This window comes from [Borrelia] tanukii (assembly GCF_030439725.2).
Lineage (GTDB): Bacteria > Spirochaetota > Spirochaetia > Borreliales > Borreliaceae > Borreliella > Borreliella tanukii.
This window is the reverse complement of the sequence record NZ_CP124034.1, coordinates 94,397-111,668: the sequence shown is the minus strand read 5'-3', so window position 1 is coordinate 111,668 and position 17,272 is coordinate 94,397. Positions and strand designations below refer to the sequence as shown.

Genomic DNA, 17,272 nt, shown 5'->3' with positions numbered 1-17,272 from the left:
TGGAGTTTAAATTTATGTATAAAGATAGAGATGTAAATCAAAGAGATTCAAGATTTGAAAATCAGCAAGATGGTTTCAAAAAAAATTCAAATTTCAGATTTTTTAAGAGAAAGTCATGTAAATTTTGTGATTCTGGTAAACATCCTGATTATAAAGATTTTGATTTTCTTAAAAAGTTTATTACCGAGCAAGGTAAAATTTTACCTAAAAGAATTACTGGGACTTCTGCTAAGCATCAAAGGCGCTTGGCATTAGAAATTAAACGGGCAAGATATATGGCCTTGTTGCCTTTTGTAAAAAAATAGTTGTTTGGGGTAATTATGAAAGTTATTTTAAAGGAAGATTTTATTAACCTTGGAAGAGAAGGAGATACCGTAGAGGTAAAAGATGGATTTGCAAGAAATTATTTGCTACCCAAAGGTTTTGCAGTTTTTTCAAATAAACATAATGTTGAAATTTTTAATCAAAAAAGAAGATCAATATTAAAAAAGCAAGAGGCAAAAAAGCAAGTTGCCAATGATCTGAAATCTAAGCTTGATCTTGTTAAATTAGAATTTTTTATGAAATCCAATGATTCTGGTAAATTGTTTCATAGCATTAACAGTTTGAATATTGCTGATGAACTTTTTAAGCTGGGTTTTGACATAGAGAGAAAAAAAATAGATATACATCATGGAACTTTAAAGACTTTTGGAATTTATGATGTGACAATTAAGCTTTATGAAGGCATTAGTTCTATTATTAAAGTAGAGATAAAAAAAGAAAAAAAGCAAGAGGATAAAAAGTCTTTAAATAAAAAATTAAATAAAGTAGATGAGTAAATTAAAAGAGAAAGGGTGTAGTTTGTGGCTTTAGCAGCTTTTTCAAATTCTGCACTTCTTTTTAATGATGGTGCAGAAAAAGCGGTAATTTCTAGTATATTTTATAATTCAGATAAATTAGAGCAAATTGCTTTTCATGTAAGAGCTGATGATTTTTACAATGAGACTCACAAGTTGATTTTCAAAGCAATGGTTTCGCTTTATGAAAAAAGGGAAAATATTGATCCTATTACTGTTTTTGAAGAAGTGTCTAAGAATGTTTCAAAGACACAACTTTTGGTTAAAAAAGATTTAATCAATTTGCCAGATTATTTAGATTCACTTTCAGTTTATTTGCCAACAGATAGAACTATAAATGTTTATGCAAAAATTGTAAAAGAACAGAGTATCCGTAGAAGCATTTTAAATGTTTCTAAAGAACTTAATGATTATATAAATGATTCTACTAAAACTATTAATGAGATTGTTGAAGAATCTCAACAAAAGATTCTTTCAATTGAGTTAGATTATTCTAGTAAAAACCTCTATCATGCTAAAGTTATTGCAGAACGTGTTCATAATGAGATATATGAACGTAGCATGAAGAAAAAGGAAGCAAATTTTGGTATTCCGAGTGGCTTTAAAAAGGTCGACTCTCTTATTGGAGGGTTTAGAAACAGTGATTTTATTATAGTTGGTGCTCGTCCTAGTATTGGTAAAACGGCATTTGCTTTAAATATTGCATCTGCTATAGCATTGAGAAAAGAAGGAAAGAAAAAAGTAGGATTTTTTTCTCTTGAAATGACAGCGGATGCTTTAATAAAAAGAATAATATCGTCTCAATCTTGTATTGATAGCTTTAAAGTTCAAAATAGTATTTTATCTGGACAAGAGATAAAATCATTAAATGATATTGTAAATGAGATTAGTGATTCTGAGCTTTATATTGAAGATACTCCCAATATTAGTTTACTAACTTTAGCAACTCAAGCTAGAAAGCTTAAGCGATTTTATAGTATAGATATAATATTTGTTGATTATATCAGTCTGATTTCTTTTGAAACAAAAAATCTCCCAAGGCATGAGCAAGTTGCTTCGATTAGTAAATCTCTCAAAGAGCTTGCTAGAGAGCTTGAGATCCCTATTGTTGCATTATCTCAGCTTACAAGAGATACAGAGGGGCGTGAACCTAATCTTGCTAGCTTAAGAGAATCAGGGGCATTAGAGCAAGATGCTGATATTGTAATTTTACTTCATAGAGATAAGGATTTTAAATTTGAGTCTTCTGCTGAGATAGAACCAATAGAAACTAAGGTTATTGTAGCAAAACATAGAAATGGTCCTACAGGTAGGGCAGATATATTGTTTTTACCGCACATTACTAAGTTTGTTAACAAGGACCACCATTATTAATTTAATGTTGTTATTTAATGACTATTCCAATTCCCAAATAATTGAAGTTAATAGAATGTTTTTCTAATTTTTTTTCATCTAGATTATAAGCTAGAGGAACATAGCTGACTTTTGAATATATTTTGAAAGTATACTCGGTGTTGTGGTATTTTAGCATTTTGAACAAAAATCCCAATTCATTTTCAATTCCAGCTTGAATGACGTTGCTTATTCTTATTGGTCTAAAGATGTTTTTAATATCTCGGTTATTTTGATTATAGGCAAAAAATAATCCCGAAATGATGTAAGGATTGAATGTTTTTTGAGGTAAAAATTCATACATGATGCCCGACGATAATCGATTTGTAAAACTATTAGTTTCATTATAATTGGTGTAATAATTTGTTGATAGTGAAAAGTAATGATTGATGTTTTCATTTATTTTATAAAATATCGAATTTCTTATTTTAAGTGGGATCATAATATCAAATCCAAAGTAAAAATTATTACTTACAATATTAAATTCATTTTTAGATTCTGATATTTTTGTATATTCTTCAGGCGCAATGATTATTCCAAATCCCCCAACGCTTAAGAAATTTTCTTTGGTTGAAAAATTTTTAATGTTTAAATTATTTGTTATGAAAAAATTTTTAGAGTAAAATTGATAATTTATTCCAATTCCTGTTTCTGCTTCTTGTATTTTTGAATATGTTTTAAGGCTTTTAATTTGATTTTGAATTTGGGTGTAAAATTTTATATCAAATCCGATATTTTCATTTTTTAAAGTAATTCCAATACTGTTTTTGATAAAATAATCTGCAAAATAAGATAAATCTATATAATTTTCTAAATTTAAAAAATTCATGTAAGAGTAATTTAGAGCAAAGCTTAAAAATCCTCTATAATTGTAGCTATCGTAGCTTTTTATACTTGGAATTGGACGGTGTTGATTTAAGATAAGGTGAATTATGCTTTGCATTAAGTGACCTCCCCAGTCTCCAAATAATAAGTTTTTAATTCCAATTCCCAAGTCTATTTCTCCGAAATTTTTTCCATTAATTAGCAATAAAATTGGAAAATAATACATGAAACCTATTTCAATTAAGTCTGTTCTACTAATTAAAGATTTTGGGGAGTCTTTATAACCTCTAAAAGTTAACATGTGTGCTTCTAAATTTACTATAAAATTGTATTTTGAAGCATAGGTGAAAATTAGAGAACCACTTCTTGAATCATCAAAAAAATCGCTTAATGAAAATCCAAATCCATCATTTAGTATTTCAAAATAATATTTGTCAATACCTTCATTTTTGTATTGGATTGCATGATTATAAGAATAAACTTTTAAAGTAGAAATTATAAATATAAATATTATTAAAATTATTTTTTTAAAGTGCATTACAAAATTATAACACTTTAGCTTTTTTATTAAGCAATTTAAGTTAAATAGTTTATTTTTTAATTGAATAAACTTAGTTTTTATAGTGAGCTATTGTATAATTCAATGGAGTTAGCAAAGACTTTAAGGAGTAATTGTGATGAAAAAAGTAGCTATTATTGATGGGCTTAGAACACCTAATGCCAAGTTTGGAGGTTCTTTTAGAGGTTTGGATATTATTAATGAATCTTCAAAAGTTGTTAAAGCTTTACTTGGAAGAAATAAGTTATGTAAAGTGGATGAGGTCATCATTGGAAATGTAATATCTGCGGGACTTGGTCAAAATGTTGCAAGGCAAATTGCCCTAAGGTCTGGTTTAGGTGATGCTGTGCCCGCATTTAGTGTCAATAAAGTTTGTGGTTCTGGTCTTAAATCTTTGGAGCTTGCATTTAATTCTATTGTTCTTGGAGAAAATGATATTGTTTTAGCTGGAGGAGTGGAAGATTTAACCAACTCTCCTTATTTATTACCTAGAAAGATTAGATTTGATGGTCTTAAATTTGGCAATTTTGGACTTGAAGATTCAATCCAGAAAGATGCCTTAACAGATTCTTTAAATTTTATTTCCATGGGACTTACAGCAGAAAATCTTTCAGAAAAATATAAAATAACAAGAGAAATGCAAGATGCATTTGCATATAATTCTCACTTAAAGGCGCTAAAGGCAAGAGAACTTGGATATTTTGAAGATGAAATTTATCCCTTGACTGTTTTTGATAAGAAGACTAATTCTAGTAGGGTTGTCTCAAGTGATGAAGAAATAAGAGATAATTTAACTCTAAATAAGCTGGCATCTCTTAATCCTGTTTTTAAAGAATTAGGCACAATAACCGCGGGGAATTCTTCTAGTTTGAATGATGGGGCTTGTTTTTTGATTTTGGCAAGTGAAGAAGGAGTAAAAAGATTAGGGGTAAAGCCATTAGCTTATATTGGAGGATTTAAAAGTGTGGGGCTTGATCCGCTTTATATGGGTTTTGGAGCTTATATGGCTATTGAAGGTATTATTAGTAAATTAAGTTTAAACCCCAGCGAAATAGATTTGATTGAGGTGAATGAAGCATTTGCAGCTCAAGCATTAAGCGTTGAAAAGGCCTTGTTTGAGAAATATAATATAACTAGCGATATTATTAATGTAAATGGTGGCGCTATTGCTTTGGGGCATCCATTTGCAGTTAGCGGTTCAAGAATTTTATTAACACTTTCTCGTTCTATGAAAATGAATAATAAAACAAAAGGAATAGCATCTGTTTGTGTTGGCGGTGGGCAAGGAATTTCTAGTTTTTTGTATAGATAGATGAAAATGCTTTATTAACTAGATTTAAATGTAAAATTTTGTTAAATTAGTGGGTAAGTGATTCTTTAATAAGAGGTTATGTTATGAAGGGTTTTTTATTTTTGGTAATATTGGGAACTGTGGGGATTAACTCTTTTGCTCAAAATACTCCCGTTGCTATTATTAATTTACATAAAAATGAAATTATTACTAAAACTGGTTTTGACTCTAAGGTTAATATATTTAAAAAGACTCAAGGACGAGATTTGACTATTGCTGAGAAAAAGCAAGTTTTGCAAGTTTTAATAGCAGATGTTCTTTTTAGTCAAGAGGCTTCAAAACAAGGAATTAAGATTTCAGATGATGAGGTTATGCAAACAATTAGAACTCAATTTGGACTTGTAAATCTTACTGATGAGCAAATAAAGCAGATGATAGAAAAACAAGGTACAAATTGGAGCGAGCTTTTGTCTTCAATGAAAAGATCTTTGTCTTCTCAAAAACTTGTTTTAAAGCAAGCTCAGCCTAAGTTTTCTGAAGTTAAAACTCCTAGTGAGAAAGAAATTATTGAGTATTATGAGGCTAATAAAACTAAATTTGTAAATCCTGATATTTCAAGAGTTAGTCATGTATTTTTTTCTACTAAAGATAAAAAAAGATCAGATGTTTTAGATCAAGCAAAAAATATCTTAAGTCAAATAAGATCAAAAAAAATTACTTTTGAAGAAGCTGTAAGAAAATATTCAAATGATGAGTCTTCTAAAGCCAAAAATGGAGATCTTGGATTTTTGTCAAGAGGCGATCAAAATGCTCAAAATCTTCTTGGGGCTGATTTTATGAAAGAAGTTTTTAATTTTAATAAGGGAGATATATCTTCGCCTATTGCTTCAAAGGAAGGATTTCATATTGTTAAAATTACAGAAAAATATGCTCAGAGATTTTTAGGCTTGAATGATAAAGTGTCACCTACTACAGATTTGATTGTCAAAGATGCAATAAGAAATAATATGATTAATGTTCAACAACAGCAAATTGTTGTTCAAGTGCAGCAAGATGTGTATGGTAAGCTTAACAAGTCTGCAAATATTCAAATTTTGGATTCTAGTCTAAAATAAAACATATTTTTATTTATATGATTTTGGGTATGGATTTAATGCATGAAGTTAGAGTTTTGGCTTTTCAAAAGATTTATAGTATTGATATTAATCAAAGCGCAATGGACGATATTTTTGATATTTTTAATATTGAGGATAAAGGATTAGATATAGAAAATGAATCTATTAAGTCTTTTTATTCTTCTTTAGTGAATGGTACTTTTAATAATTTAGAATATATTGATAGCTTGATTAGGGATATTTCTTTAAATTGGTCCTTAGATCGAATGGATAAGGTTGATCTTGCAATACTTAGAATGGGCGTTTATTCTTTAAAGTTCCAAAATTTTGAAAATTCAAAGCGTGCTGTGATTGATGAGGCAATTTTGATTGCCAAGAAATATGGCAGCAGAAACTCTTACAAATTTATAAATGGTATACTTGATGCTTTATTAAAAAATATGGAGAATTGTATTGAAAAAAAATAAAACTTTAGCGTTCATTTTATTATTCTTATTAACGGGCTTTTTCGGTGTTTTTTATTTCTATTTCAATCCCAATGTTTTGTATTTTTTAAAAGGTGAGAAAGATTTTAGTAAACTTATTATAGAAATTGATTTTTATATTGATAAAAAAAAATTTTCTGATGCCAAAAAATCAATACAATTTTCATTATATTATGCCAATACTGAATTTAAATGGCTAGCTCTTATTAAAAGAGCTAAGGTTTTGGCTTTAAATACAGGCGACTACCGTCTTATGGGGGATGTAGTAAATCTCAGTGTTAAAGCTTTGCCGGGTAATTTGAAGCTGAGAGCTTTAGAAGTTTATTCTAAACTTAAAATTGGGTCTTTAAAAGACGCTTATAGAATTGCAAATCAATATCTTTCAAATAGTGAAGAGTATCGCGGTCTTTATAATGAAGTTTTTATGAAAAATTTAAGTGCAGATAATGAAGTTTTGGATTTTAACAAATTTATTGATAAAATTTATAAAGAAAAGGATGCTCGTGTTTTTGAAGAGATAGGTTTAAATCTTAAAAATAATGCATTTTTAGTAAATGCAATGTTTTTGTATATAGAGAAAAAAAACATGGAGGCTGCCAAGCGCATACTTTTTAAAATTAAAGAAGACAAAAACTTTTTCAAAGAGCTTGCATATATTTCATACAATCTTAATGATTTGGATTTTACAATTTCCAATCTTAAGTTCATTGAAAATGGAGATGACCCCGCTTTACTTTTTTTGCTTGCTGATGCTTATTTTAAAAAAGGAGATATTAAGAATGCTAAGAATGAATATTTAAAGCTTTATACAAAATTTCCTGATTATAATGTTCTTGTTTATTTAAATCTTGCACTTATAGCTAATAATGAGAATGATCCTAAAAGAGCAATTTCTTATTTAAATAAGGCTAATGAGGTGTTTAAAGACAATAAAATAATAAGTTATTATTTAGCAAACATATACTTTAGAATTAAAAATTATTCTAAAGCCAATGAAATTGTGGCTAATTACAAAGAAGACCCTTTATTTTTTAAAATTTATTTTGCATTAAATTATGCAAATTCTGAGTATGAGGCAAAAAAATCTTATTTGTGGCGACTATTTTACAAAACAGAGTACAATTCTAGTATTGCTCAATTTTTGGCTTGGAATTTGTTGCTTTATTCAGATTTAAAGGACTTAGATTTATTTTTTAAAATTTATAATTCTTATGAAAATAAACAAGATTGGTATGATTTTTATAAATTTTATTACTATTTCCTTAAAAGAGATTTTATTAGTTCAAAAAGGGTAATTCTTAACAATAAGGCTCAAAAATATATGTTTGGAAGTTATTATAATCTTGGAGTTTTAAGCTTTTCTCAGAAAGATTATAAAGAATCAGAAAGATATTTTAATGAAGGCATCTCTTTATTACCTAGCAGTTTTTATGATAGAGATACTAGTACTAATTATGAGCTTGAGCTTGTATCAAAAATCTACTTAAAACAAGGCATTAATTATCTTTATTTGGGGAAAATGGAAAAAGGCAAAGAGGCTATTTTAGCTTCTTACTCTTTTTACGAAACTGATGAAGGAAGGCTTTATAAAAATATGATAGATACGCTTAGAGAAAGGAAGTTAAATTTTGACTAAACTGAGATTGAAATCTAGAGATGAAATTAAAAAAATAAAAGCTTCAGCTAGCTTGTTAGCGCTTACCTTGTTAGAAGTTGAAAGGAATATTGTTCCTGGTATTAGCACTAAGGAACTTGATTTGATAGCCTATGATTTTATTATTAAAAATAGAGCTAAGCCTGCTTTTAAAGGATATCATGGGTTTAAGGGCACTATTTGTGCATCTGTTAATGAAGAGGTTATTCACGGCATTCCAGGGAAAAGAAAGCTAGCTGATGGAGATATTGTTAGTATTGATTGTGGGGTTATTCTAGATGGTTTTTATAGCGATATGGCAAAAACTTTTAAAGTGGGAAGTGTGGATTCTAGTATCGACAAACTTTTAGAAGTTACAAATACTGCTCTTTACAAAGGCATTGCTGAGATGAAAGTGGGAAATAGAATTTTAAATATATCAAAAGCAATAGAAGATTATATAAAGCCATTTGGTTTTGGAATAGTTAGAGAATATACGGGTCACGGTGTTGGATTTGAACTTCATGAAGAACCAAGTGTTCCAAATTATTATGCTCCTTTTTTTAAAAATATTAGAATTCAAGAGGGTATGGTTTTGGCTATTGAGCCTATGGTAAACTTAAAGGGGCATAAGGTTTCAATAAAAAGTGATGGTTGGACTGTTTTTGCATCTGATCTTAGTTATTCTGCACATTTTGAACACACTGTTGCTGTTGTTGGTGGATTGCCTTTAATTTTAAGTGAAGTTTAAATTTTAAATTAATCAAATATTAAAATTTTGTTTATAAAATTAAGTAATTATGTGGAGGTTATAAAAGTGGAAAAAAAGTTTTTTTCTGGATTTATTCTCAGTTTTTTGGCTTTGGGTATTGGGTTTTTTATTGGAATGCATTACTTAGATTCTAATAGAAGCAACATTGTTTTTGCAGAAGAAAAGGACAATACAGTACAAGCTTTGCAAGATTCTTTTAGAGAAGTTTCCAAGAAAATTTTACCATCGTCTGTAGAAGTTCATGCAACAGGGGTAATTAAGCAGAGTTTCCCTATTCCATTTTTCTTTTTTGATATGCCAGAATTTGATTCTGAGAGAAAAAGCAATTGGGCGGGGTCTGGAGTAATAATTGGTAGAGATTCCCAAAAAAAATCATTATTTTATGTGGTTACAAATAGTCATGTAGTAGATAAGGCAACTGAACTTGAAGTTGTATCTTATGATAAGAAAAAGCACAAGGCTAAGTTAATTGGTAAAGATGAAAAAAAAGATATTGCTCTTATTAGCTTTGAAAGTAATGACTCAACTATTAAAGTAGCTGATCTTGGAGATAGTGATAAGCTTGAAATAGGTGATTGGGTTATGGCAGTAGGTAGTCCTTTTCAATTTAGTTTTACAGTTACAGCAGGTATTGTAAGCGGATTGCAACGTTCTGCAAATCCTAATTTGCAATCAAGAAATTTATTTATTCAAACTGATGCTGCAATCAACAGAGGTAATTCGGGCGGTCCTCTTGTAAATATAAAAGGCGAAGTTATTGGGATTAACGCTTGGATAGCTTCAAATTCTGGTGGAAATATTGGGTTAGGTTTTGCAATTCCTGTTAACAATATTAAAAGTACTGTAGATTTTTTCCTTAAGGGTAAAAAAATTGAATCAGCATGGCTTGGAATTTCTTTTTATCCGTTAAAGACAAGAGATTCTGAAGTACTAAAAAGCTTGGGAGTTGAAAGTAGTGATGTTTCAGCTGCAATTATTGCCTCTCTTTATCCAGGTTCACCCGCTATTAAGTCGGGGCTTCGAGCAGGCGACATTATTGTGAAGATTAATGGAGTTTCCATGAGTGTGTTTCAAGATGTTACATCATATATTAGCGATTTTTATGCTGGTGAGAAAGTAAATGTAGAAGTTTTAAGGGGTAATGTCAAAAAAAATATTGAAATTATTCTTGCTGTTAGACCTAAGGATAAAGAACTTTCTTCTTCAAAAATGCTTCCAGGCTTTGTTGTTTATCCATTAGTTGAGGATATTAAAGCTCAGCTTAATTTAAGAAATTGGATTAAAGGTGTTGTTGTTGATTATATTGATAAAAATTTAGCATCAAGTATTAAGATGAAATCAGGAGATGTAATTCTTTCTGTAAATTCAAAAAATGTTTCTAATTTAAGAGAATTTTATGATGCTCTTGAGATTGGAAAAAATACTTATAAAATTTTAAGAGGAAACGATTCTTTTAAAGTTTCGTTTTAGTAAATTTTAGTTTTGGGTTAAGAGTTGATCTTAGCCCTTTTTTGTTTTATGCATAATTTGTTAAACTTTGTTTTAGATTGTAATGTTTTATTTTGTGCAAATATTTATTTGAAAATTAACAAATAAATATTTTAATCAAAATAAAATTTATTGTTATTAGGAAGGAATAAGTTTGGATTATGAAAAAATATGTTTCTTATGAAGAAATAAGAATTAATGGGTTTAAGCTTGCTTATAAAATTTATAAAGATGGTTTTATTCCAGATATTATGTATGTCTCTTTGAGAGGGGGGGCCTATCTTGGTAATATTATTAGCGAATTTTTTAAATTTGTAAAAGTAGATAAGCCTCTTTTATATGCGGCTGTTGTTGCTAGATCTTATGATATTTTTAATGAGCAAAAAAAGATAATGATAGATGGTTGGACTTATGATCCAAAATATTTAAGGGCAGGCGATAAAGTTTTATTTGTTGATGATATTTTTGATACGGGTCGTACTATTGTTTATTTAAGAGGTGAAGTTTTAAAAAAGGGTATAGAGAGTAAAAATGTTAAAATAGCAGTTTATGATTATAAGGATCATGGATTTGTAGATTATATTCCTGATTATTATGTTAATAAATATTCTAGCCAAGAAGAATTAAATACTTGGATTCATTATGGAAATCATGAGCTGATAGGATTAAATGAAAGTGAATATAAGAATAGTTTCGAATATATAGATGATGAGTTTAATGAGGTTTTAAAATTTTTAGCAAAAAGTAAATCTTAATTATTGTCCTCTATATATTCTATTAAAGTGTACCCTTTTGTTTTTAACATTTTAATTATTATTCCTAGGTTATCCTTTAATATTGGGCCGATTAGTGCATGAGTTTTTTCAGTTTTAACTGGAAATTTATTAGTATTTTTAATTACCTCAAAGCTATCATTTTTATAGCTGGGGTAAACTTTGACATAACGATTTGTTGTATAATTTTCATTATTTGTAGTTTTTTGATTGATGTTATTGTTTAAATTCCTGTTAGGGTAATTAATTTTTTTTGATTTTTGTATGTATATATTGAAATTTATATTTTTTTTACCGTTTGTATCTTTAAAAATCGATTCTTTTTGGGGCTTTTTGGGGTTTGAGTTTGGATCGTAAGTCTTAGATTTTTTTTTTATTTTTGTTTCTACGTTTGAAAATAATTCTAATTTATTGTTTAATCTTTCATCTTTTACTGGAAATATTCTTGTTGCAAAAAGAAAGAGTAGTATTAATTTGCAGAGTTTTGTTAATCTCATTTCCTTGTTTCCTTTTTTTGATTAAAAATAAAGATTTTTAGGAGTCCTTGGGAATGGTATTGAATCTCTTATATTAGAGATTCCTGTTGAGTATTGCACCAATCTTTCAAGTCCAAGTCCAAAGCCAGAATGAGGAGTAGAGCCAAACCTTCTTAGATCAAGATACCAGTTTAGATGCTCAATGTTTAGGTTTAATTCTTTTATTCTATTTTCTAATTTTTGCAAGTTATCTTCTCTTTCGCTTCCTCCTATAATCTCTCCAATTCTTGGAACAAGTATGTCCATTCCTTTGACAGTTTTATTGTCTTTGTTTATTTTCATGTAAAATGCTTTAAAATTTTTTGGATAATCAATAACCACCACTGGTTTTTTAAAAGTCTCTTCTGTTAAGTATCTCTCGTGATCTGTTTGCAAATCTATTCCCCAGTAAGGTTTTATTTCAAAATTTTTTTTTGAGTTTTCAAGAATTTCAATTGCTTTAGTATAGGTAATAACCTCAAAATTTGAATTTATTACGTTTTCTAGTTTTTTAATTAAACCTTTTTCAATGTAATTTTCTAAAAAATCCATATCTTGTGAGCATTCGTTTAAAATTGAACTTAAAAGATATTTTAAAAGATCTTCTGCTAGGATAATATTGTCGTTAAGTTTGTAAAAAGCCATTTCTGGTTCTATCATCCAAAATTCTGAAGCGTGGCGCGTGGTGTTGGAATTTTCTGCTCGAAATGTTGGGCCGAATGTATATATTTTAGATAAAGCCATTGCATATGCCTCCCCGTGCAATTGGCCGGTGACAGTGAGAAAAGCTTCTTTCCCAAAAAAATCGTCTTTAAAATCAATATTGTTAAGTGCATTGTTTGGTTTATTAAATTTTAGCGTGGAAACTCTAAACATTTCTCCAGCACCTTCCCCATCATTTGACGTAATTATTGGTGTATTAATATAAAAAAACCCATTTTTTTGGAAATATTCATGAATTTTGTATGAAATTTTATTTCTTACCCTAGCAATAGCTCCAAATGTATTGGTTCGTATTCTTAAATGAGGTATTTCTCTTAAAAATTCAAAAGTATGTCTTTTTTTTTGTAATGGGTAAGTTTTTGGATCTGTTTCTCCAATTACATTAAAACTATATGTTTTTATTTCATAATTTTGTCCTTTTGCAGGACTTTCTACTAATAGGCCCGTTAACGATATACTTGCTCCTGTTGTTAGTTTTTTTAGTTCTTTTTCACCAAATTGATTTTCTTCTTCGTTTATTACAGCTTGAATTCCTTTAAGCGTTGAGCCATCATTAATTTCTATAAATCCAATCTTGCCATTACTTCTTGCAGTTCTAATCCAACCGTTTATTGTAACATTGCTGTTTAAAATTGGATTTTCTAAAATATCTTTAATGCTTGTAAACATTTTATTCATCACCCTAAATACTTATTAATATTGTTAAATCAATTTTATTATAGCTTAAAACTTTTTTTTAAAAAAACATTCAACAATTTTTATTATTTAAATTCTTGAAATTAACTTTATTAATATTTATACTTTACTTTTTAGGGGTGATTATTATTTTGTAATGAAAAATTTCAAAGAAGTAATAATTGTTTTTGATTCAGGAATAGGGGGGCTTTCTTATTTTAAATATATTAAAAGTAAAATAGAAGGATACCAATATATTTATGTTGCCGATAATAAAAATTTTCCTTATGGAGAAAAGAGTTCAGAATATCTTTTAGAAGCAGTTTTGTTTTTAATTGAGAAGCTTAAAAAGATCTATAATATTATCGCATTAGTTTTAGCTTGCAATACAATTTCTGTTAGTGTATACAATAAATTAAATTTTGTTTTTCCGGTAGTCTATACTTTACCGGATGTGAGTTCAATTTCAGATCTTGCTTTAAAAAAAGTTCTTTTGATTGCAACAAATACTACCCTTGAAAGCAAATTTGTTAAGGATCAAGTGAGTATGCATGATGACTTAATTGTAAAAGCCGCTGGAGAGCTTGTTAATTTTGTTGAATATGGGGAAAGGTGTAGAAAAGATGCTCTTAGATGCTTGGAAGCTTTAAAATTTGAAGTTGTAAACACCGGTAGAGAAATTGTTTTTCTTGGATGTACGCATTATTTGCATCTTAAGGCAATGATAGAAGATTTTTTAAAAATTCCTGTTTATGAGAATCGCGAATTAGTGGTGCAAGACCTTATTAGATCAATGAATTTTTTTGAATATAAAGAGAATCATCATAAAAATGATATTGACTTTGTAGATGAATTTTATTTAACTAAAAACGAAAATTTGACCTTTTATCAAAATTTTTGCAAAAAATATAATCTCCACTTTAAAGGAATGATAGTTTGAATTATCTTGAATTTGAAGTTATTTGGGGAGTTAATAATATATATTCTGTTTTAGAACTTAGCAGTAAGTTAATTTATGAAGGAATTTTTAAAGGGAAGGTATTAGAAACAGGCTGTAAGGAGTATAGCCCTTTAGTTCCAGGGGATGTAGTTTTAGGGTATATTTATGGTTCTCGTAAGGTGTATATTGATAGGCGGGTAAACAGGAAAAATATTCTTTGGCGTTATAACAGGAAAGCAGATCTTAGGCAGACAATTGTTTCTAATGTTGATAATGTTTTGATTGTAAATTCTGCTAACTTTCCTGAGATGAAAAATTTTTTTATTGACAGAGTTCTTGTTATTGCAGAAGAGCAAAATATTGTTCCTGTTATTGTGATTAATAAAATTGACAAAGGAATAAGCCAAAGGGTTGAAGAATTTTCTGAAATTTATAAAAATCTAGGATACAAAGTTTTGAAAACCTCTGTTAAAACTTTTGAGGGTATTAAAGAAGTAAAAGAGGTCTTGAGAAATTCAAGAACTTCTTTTATTGGCCAGTCTGGTGTTGGTAAATCTTCTTTAATAAATTTGATTGATTCAAAAGCTTCTCAATCAGTAAATGAAATTTCACATAAGTATTCTAGAGGAAAACATACTACCGTTTATTCAATATCATTTCATTCTGAGAGTGGGATAATAGTTGATACTCCCGGAATAAAAGAGTTTGGAATTGAAACATTGCCTTTTGAAAATCTTAAGTATTATTTTAAAGAGTTTGAAAATTTTGCTAGTTTTTGTAAATATAAATCCTGCTTACATGTTAGTGAACCTTGTTGTTCTGTTACGAGTGCTTTGGGTAATGGTATTTCTAAGCTTAGGTACGAAAGTTATTTAAAGATTTTATCAGAGCTTAAAAATTATAAAAATTATGCAAGATAAATATTTAAAAAATATTGACTTTTATGAAATTTTATCTTTAGTATCTGAATACGTTTCTAATCCGGACACTGTTGGTTTATTAAATAATCAAAAAATATTAAAAACAAGAGAAAGTTTAGAGAAAATGTTTTTCTTAGTGAACCTCATTAGAATGCTTTTTGAGAGTTGTAAAGGATATCCAAATTCTTTTATAAATAGCTTGGAATATCCCATTTCATTATTGTCAAAAGAAAATTCAAGAGTTTCTATTGAAAATTTGAGAGATATTGCGGGGTTTTTAGATGAGGTTTTGAGAATAAATTTATTTTTGCATAAAAATAGTGATATCAAGCATCTTGATGTTCAAATTTTATCTGATTTATTGTTTTTAAGTCCAGAGCTAAAAAATTTGCTTAGTGAATTGAAAGAATATATAGATTTTGATGCTCTTGAATTGAAAAGTGGCGTTGTAAAAGAATATGATTCGGTTGAATTTGAAATTAAGAATTTAAATAGACGAGTTGAAAAGCAGATAAAAAGAATAATTAGTTTGAATATAGAATATTTGGCTTCTAATTTTGTTTATTATAAGTCGAATAAACATACCCTTGCTCTTAAGTCTAATTTTAAAGGTAAAATTAAGGGCAATATTATTTCTATTTCGTCATCAGGTGAAACCTTTTATATTGAACCAAATGATATTGTAAATGATAATAATAGGTTAAATTATTTGAATTTAGAAAAAAAAAGAATAATTCTAAAAATTTTACAGGATCTTTCTAGTAAAGTTCATAGCAACATTGTTCTTTTAGATAATCTTTATAATAATTTTTTGTATTATGATTCTTTAAAAGCACGAGCGATTTATGGAATCAAAACTAAAGGGATATTTCCTGAGATTTCAAATGTATTAAATATTTTTGATGCTCATCACCCTTTATTAAAGGATCCAAGGGCAATAACTTTTACTCCTGCTGAGAATCGTGTTGTAATTATCACTGGGCCCAATGCTGGTGGAAAAACGGTAACTTTAAAGACAATTGGGTTACTTAGTGCAATGTTTCAATTTGGGATTCCTATTGTTGTTGGTGAGTCTAGCACTTTTAAAATTTTTGATAACATTTTTATTGACATTGGTGATGAGCAATCAATTTCTAATTCTCTTTCAACTTTTTCAAGCCATATGAGCAATATTTCCTATATTTTAAAACATACTACAAAAAATAGCCTTGTAATATTTGATGAATTTTGCTCAGGAACAGACATTGATCAGGGGCAGGCGCTTGCTATTTCAATTCTTGAATATTTAATTAATATTAATTCTTATGTTTTAATATCAACTCATTATAATGCTCTTAAATATTTTGCATATACCCATGATGGTGTTATTAATGCTTCTGTGCGCATGGATTTAGAGACAATGCAGCCCAATTATGATTTAATTTTTTCCATTCCTGGTGAAAGCTATGCTTTTAATGTTGCTAGTAAGGTTTTGGTTGACAATAGCATAGTAATTCGTGCTAATGAAATTTATTCATCTCAAAAAACAGAAGTTAATGAAATTTTAGAAAGATTAATAGAGAAAGAGAAAGATTTGCTTGCAATTAAAGAAAGCATGAATAAGAAATTAATTCAAATAGAATTGCAAGAAAAAGAAATAGAAAATATGTATCAAAATCTTTTATTAAAAGAAAAAAATATTGAAATAGAGCTTTTGAATGAACATAATGAATTTTTAAAAAATTCAAGAAAAGTTTTGGAAAATTTAGTTAGAGAAATAAAAGAAGGTAATATTGATGTTTCAAAAAATAAAGCTTTTATATCAGATTTGGAGAAAAATGTAGCCCTCAAGTTAAATAAAGTAGATTCTCTTAACAGTAAGAGAAATATGGCAGTAGATTTTAAAATAGGAGACAGAGTTAGAATAGTTAATTCTAATGCAAAAGGAAAAATAGTTGGGATTTCTAAAAAGAAGATTACTGTTAGTGTAGGTGCTTTTAATGTTAGCGTTTCTAGTTCAGAGATATCTTTGGAAAACTTTACAGAACAGAAAAAAGAGAGCGGTAAAAATTTTGGCTTCTCAATTGATTATGATAAGGAAAGCCCGTTAAGTTTTACCGTTGATATTAGAGGCATGAGAACTGTTGCTGCTCTAGACTTTTTGAATAAGAAAATAGATAATATTATATTAAATGGCATTAATAAATTTGAGATCATTCATGGAAAGGGGGAGGGTCATCTTATGAGGGAAGTTCACAACTTGTTAAAAGAGTTGAAGTTTGTTAAAAAATATTATTTTGCTCATCCTAGTGATGGAGGGGCTGGAAAAACTATAGTTGAGATTTAAT

General features: G+C 28.5%; 16 protein-coding genes. 13 read left to right on the top strand and 3 right to left on the bottom strand.

Features of this window, described 5'->3' with window-relative positions; all coding sequences use genetic code 11:
- The first annotated feature begins 14 nt into the window (after positions 1 to 14).
- The 3 genes from rpsR to dnaB are packed head-to-tail and all read left to right on the top strand — an operon-like array spanning position 15 to position 2,213.
- Positions 15 to 305 carry a 30S ribosomal protein S18 gene (gene rpsR, locus QIA27_RS01070; RefSeq protein ID WP_004792283.1) on the top strand — a complete coding sequence of 97 codons (291 nt, stop codon included), beginning with the start codon at positions 15 to 17 and terminating at the stop codon, positions 303 to 305.
- Between the two features lie 15 nt (positions 306 to 320).
- Positions 321 to 821, top strand: a complete 501-nt coding sequence (gene rplI, locus QIA27_RS01065; protein WP_301353409.1) for a 50S ribosomal protein L9 — start codon at positions 321 to 323, stop codon at positions 819 to 821.
- A gap of 24 nt (positions 822 to 845) precedes the next feature.
- A complete protein-coding gene (dnaB, locus tag QIA27_RS01060) occupies positions 846 to 2,213 on the top strand; it encodes a replicative DNA helicase (RefSeq protein ID WP_301353408.1) in 1,368 nt (455 codons plus the stop codon).
- A 10-nt stretch (positions 2,214 to 2,223) separates the two neighbouring features.
- On the opposite strand, the gene QIA27_RS01055 is transcribed toward dnaB, so the two are convergent.
- A complete protein-coding gene (locus QIA27_RS01055) occupies positions 2,224 to 3,594 on the bottom strand; it encodes a hypothetical protein (RefSeq protein ID WP_301403464.1) in 1,371 nt (456 codons plus the stop codon).
- A 139-nt stretch (positions 3,595 to 3,733) separates the two neighbouring features.
- Between QIA27_RS01055 and QIA27_RS01050 the strand changes: the two genes are divergently transcribed.
- The 7 genes from QIA27_RS01050 (at position 3,734) to QIA27_RS01020 (ending at position 11,154) form a co-directional block, all read left to right on the top strand.
- Positions 3,734 to 4,927 (top strand): acetyl-CoA C-acyltransferase, encoded by a 1,194-nt coding sequence (locus QIA27_RS01050; protein WP_301353406.1) that lies wholly within the window; start codon positions 3,734 to 3,736, stop codon positions 4,925 to 4,927.
- Between the two features lie 83 nt (positions 4,928 to 5,010).
- Positions 5,011 to 6,021 (top strand): peptidylprolyl isomerase, encoded by a 1,011-nt coding sequence (locus QIA27_RS01045; RefSeq protein ID WP_301353405.1) that lies wholly within the window; start codon positions 5,011 to 5,013, stop codon positions 6,019 to 6,021.
- Positions 6,022 to 6,059: 38 nt separating this feature from the next.
- On the top strand, positions 6,060 to 6,488 hold the full coding sequence (nusB, locus tag QIA27_RS01040; RefSeq protein WP_301354310.1) for a transcription antitermination factor NusB: 429 nt from the start codon (positions 6,060 to 6,062) through the stop codon (positions 6,486 to 6,488).
- Positions 6,475 to 8,142 carry a tetratricopeptide repeat protein gene (locus QIA27_RS01035; protein WP_301353404.1) on the top strand — a complete coding sequence of 556 codons (1,668 nt, stop codon included), beginning with the start codon at positions 6,475 to 6,477 and terminating at the stop codon, positions 8,140 to 8,142. Before nusB ends, QIA27_RS01035 begins: the two co-directional genes overlap by 14 nt.
- Positions 8,135 to 8,890: a type I methionyl aminopeptidase gene (gene map, locus QIA27_RS01030; protein WP_301353403.1), complete on the top strand. Its 756-nt coding sequence runs from the start codon at positions 8,135 to 8,137 to the stop codon at positions 8,888 to 8,890. The genes QIA27_RS01035 and map overlap by 8 nt, the downstream gene beginning before the upstream one ends.
- 66 nt (positions 8,891 to 8,956) lie before the next feature.
- On the top strand, positions 8,957 to 10,381 hold the full coding sequence (htrA, locus tag QIA27_RS01025) for a DegQ family serine endoprotease HtrA (RefSeq protein ID WP_301353402.1): 1,425 nt from the start codon (positions 8,957 to 8,959) through the stop codon (positions 10,379 to 10,381).
- Between the two features lie 179 nt (positions 10,382 to 10,560).
- On the top strand, positions 10,561 to 11,154 hold the full coding sequence (locus tag QIA27_RS01020) for a phosphoribosyltransferase (RefSeq protein WP_301353401.1): 594 nt from the start codon (positions 10,561 to 10,563) through the stop codon (positions 11,152 to 11,154).
- Here QIA27_RS01020 and QIA27_RS01015 read toward each other — a convergent pair.
- Together QIA27_RS01015 and asnS are read right to left on the bottom strand one after the other, a co-directional pair.
- A complete protein-coding gene (locus QIA27_RS01015) occupies positions 11,151 to 11,669 on the bottom strand; it encodes a hypothetical protein (RefSeq protein ID WP_301403463.1) in 519 nt (172 codons plus the stop codon). The two genes, QIA27_RS01020 and QIA27_RS01015, sit on opposite strands and share 4 nt — an antisense overlap.
- 21 nt (positions 11,670 to 11,690) lie before the next feature.
- Positions 11,691 to 13,079, bottom strand: a complete 1,389-nt coding sequence (gene asnS / locus QIA27_RS01010) for an asparagine--tRNA ligase (RefSeq protein WP_301386599.1) — start codon at positions 13,077 to 13,079, stop codon at positions 11,691 to 11,693.
- 163 nt (positions 13,080 to 13,242) lie between these two features.
- Between asnS and murI the strand changes: the two genes are divergently transcribed.
- From murI to QIA27_RS00995, 3 genes are read left to right on the top strand one after another with little or no spacing between them, the layout of a single operon-like run.
- Positions 13,243 to 14,025: a glutamate racemase gene (gene murI, locus QIA27_RS01005; RefSeq protein WP_301353399.1), complete on the top strand. Its 783-nt coding sequence runs from the start codon at positions 13,243 to 13,245 to the stop codon at positions 14,023 to 14,025.
- The gene (gene rsgA, locus QIA27_RS01000) at positions 14,022 to 14,945 is read left to right on the top strand and encodes a ribosome small subunit-dependent GTPase A (protein ID WP_301353397.1); all 924 of its coding nucleotides are present in this window, start codon (positions 14,022 to 14,024) and stop codon (positions 14,943 to 14,945) included. The genes murI and rsgA overlap by 4 nt, the downstream gene beginning before the upstream one ends.
- Positions 14,935 to 17,271 carry an endonuclease MutS2 gene (locus QIA27_RS00995; protein ID WP_301403462.1) on the top strand — a complete coding sequence of 779 codons (2,337 nt, stop codon included), beginning with the start codon at positions 14,935 to 14,937 and terminating at the stop codon, positions 17,269 to 17,271. Before rsgA ends, QIA27_RS00995 begins: the two co-directional genes overlap by 11 nt.
- Position 17,272 lies beyond the last annotated feature (1 nt).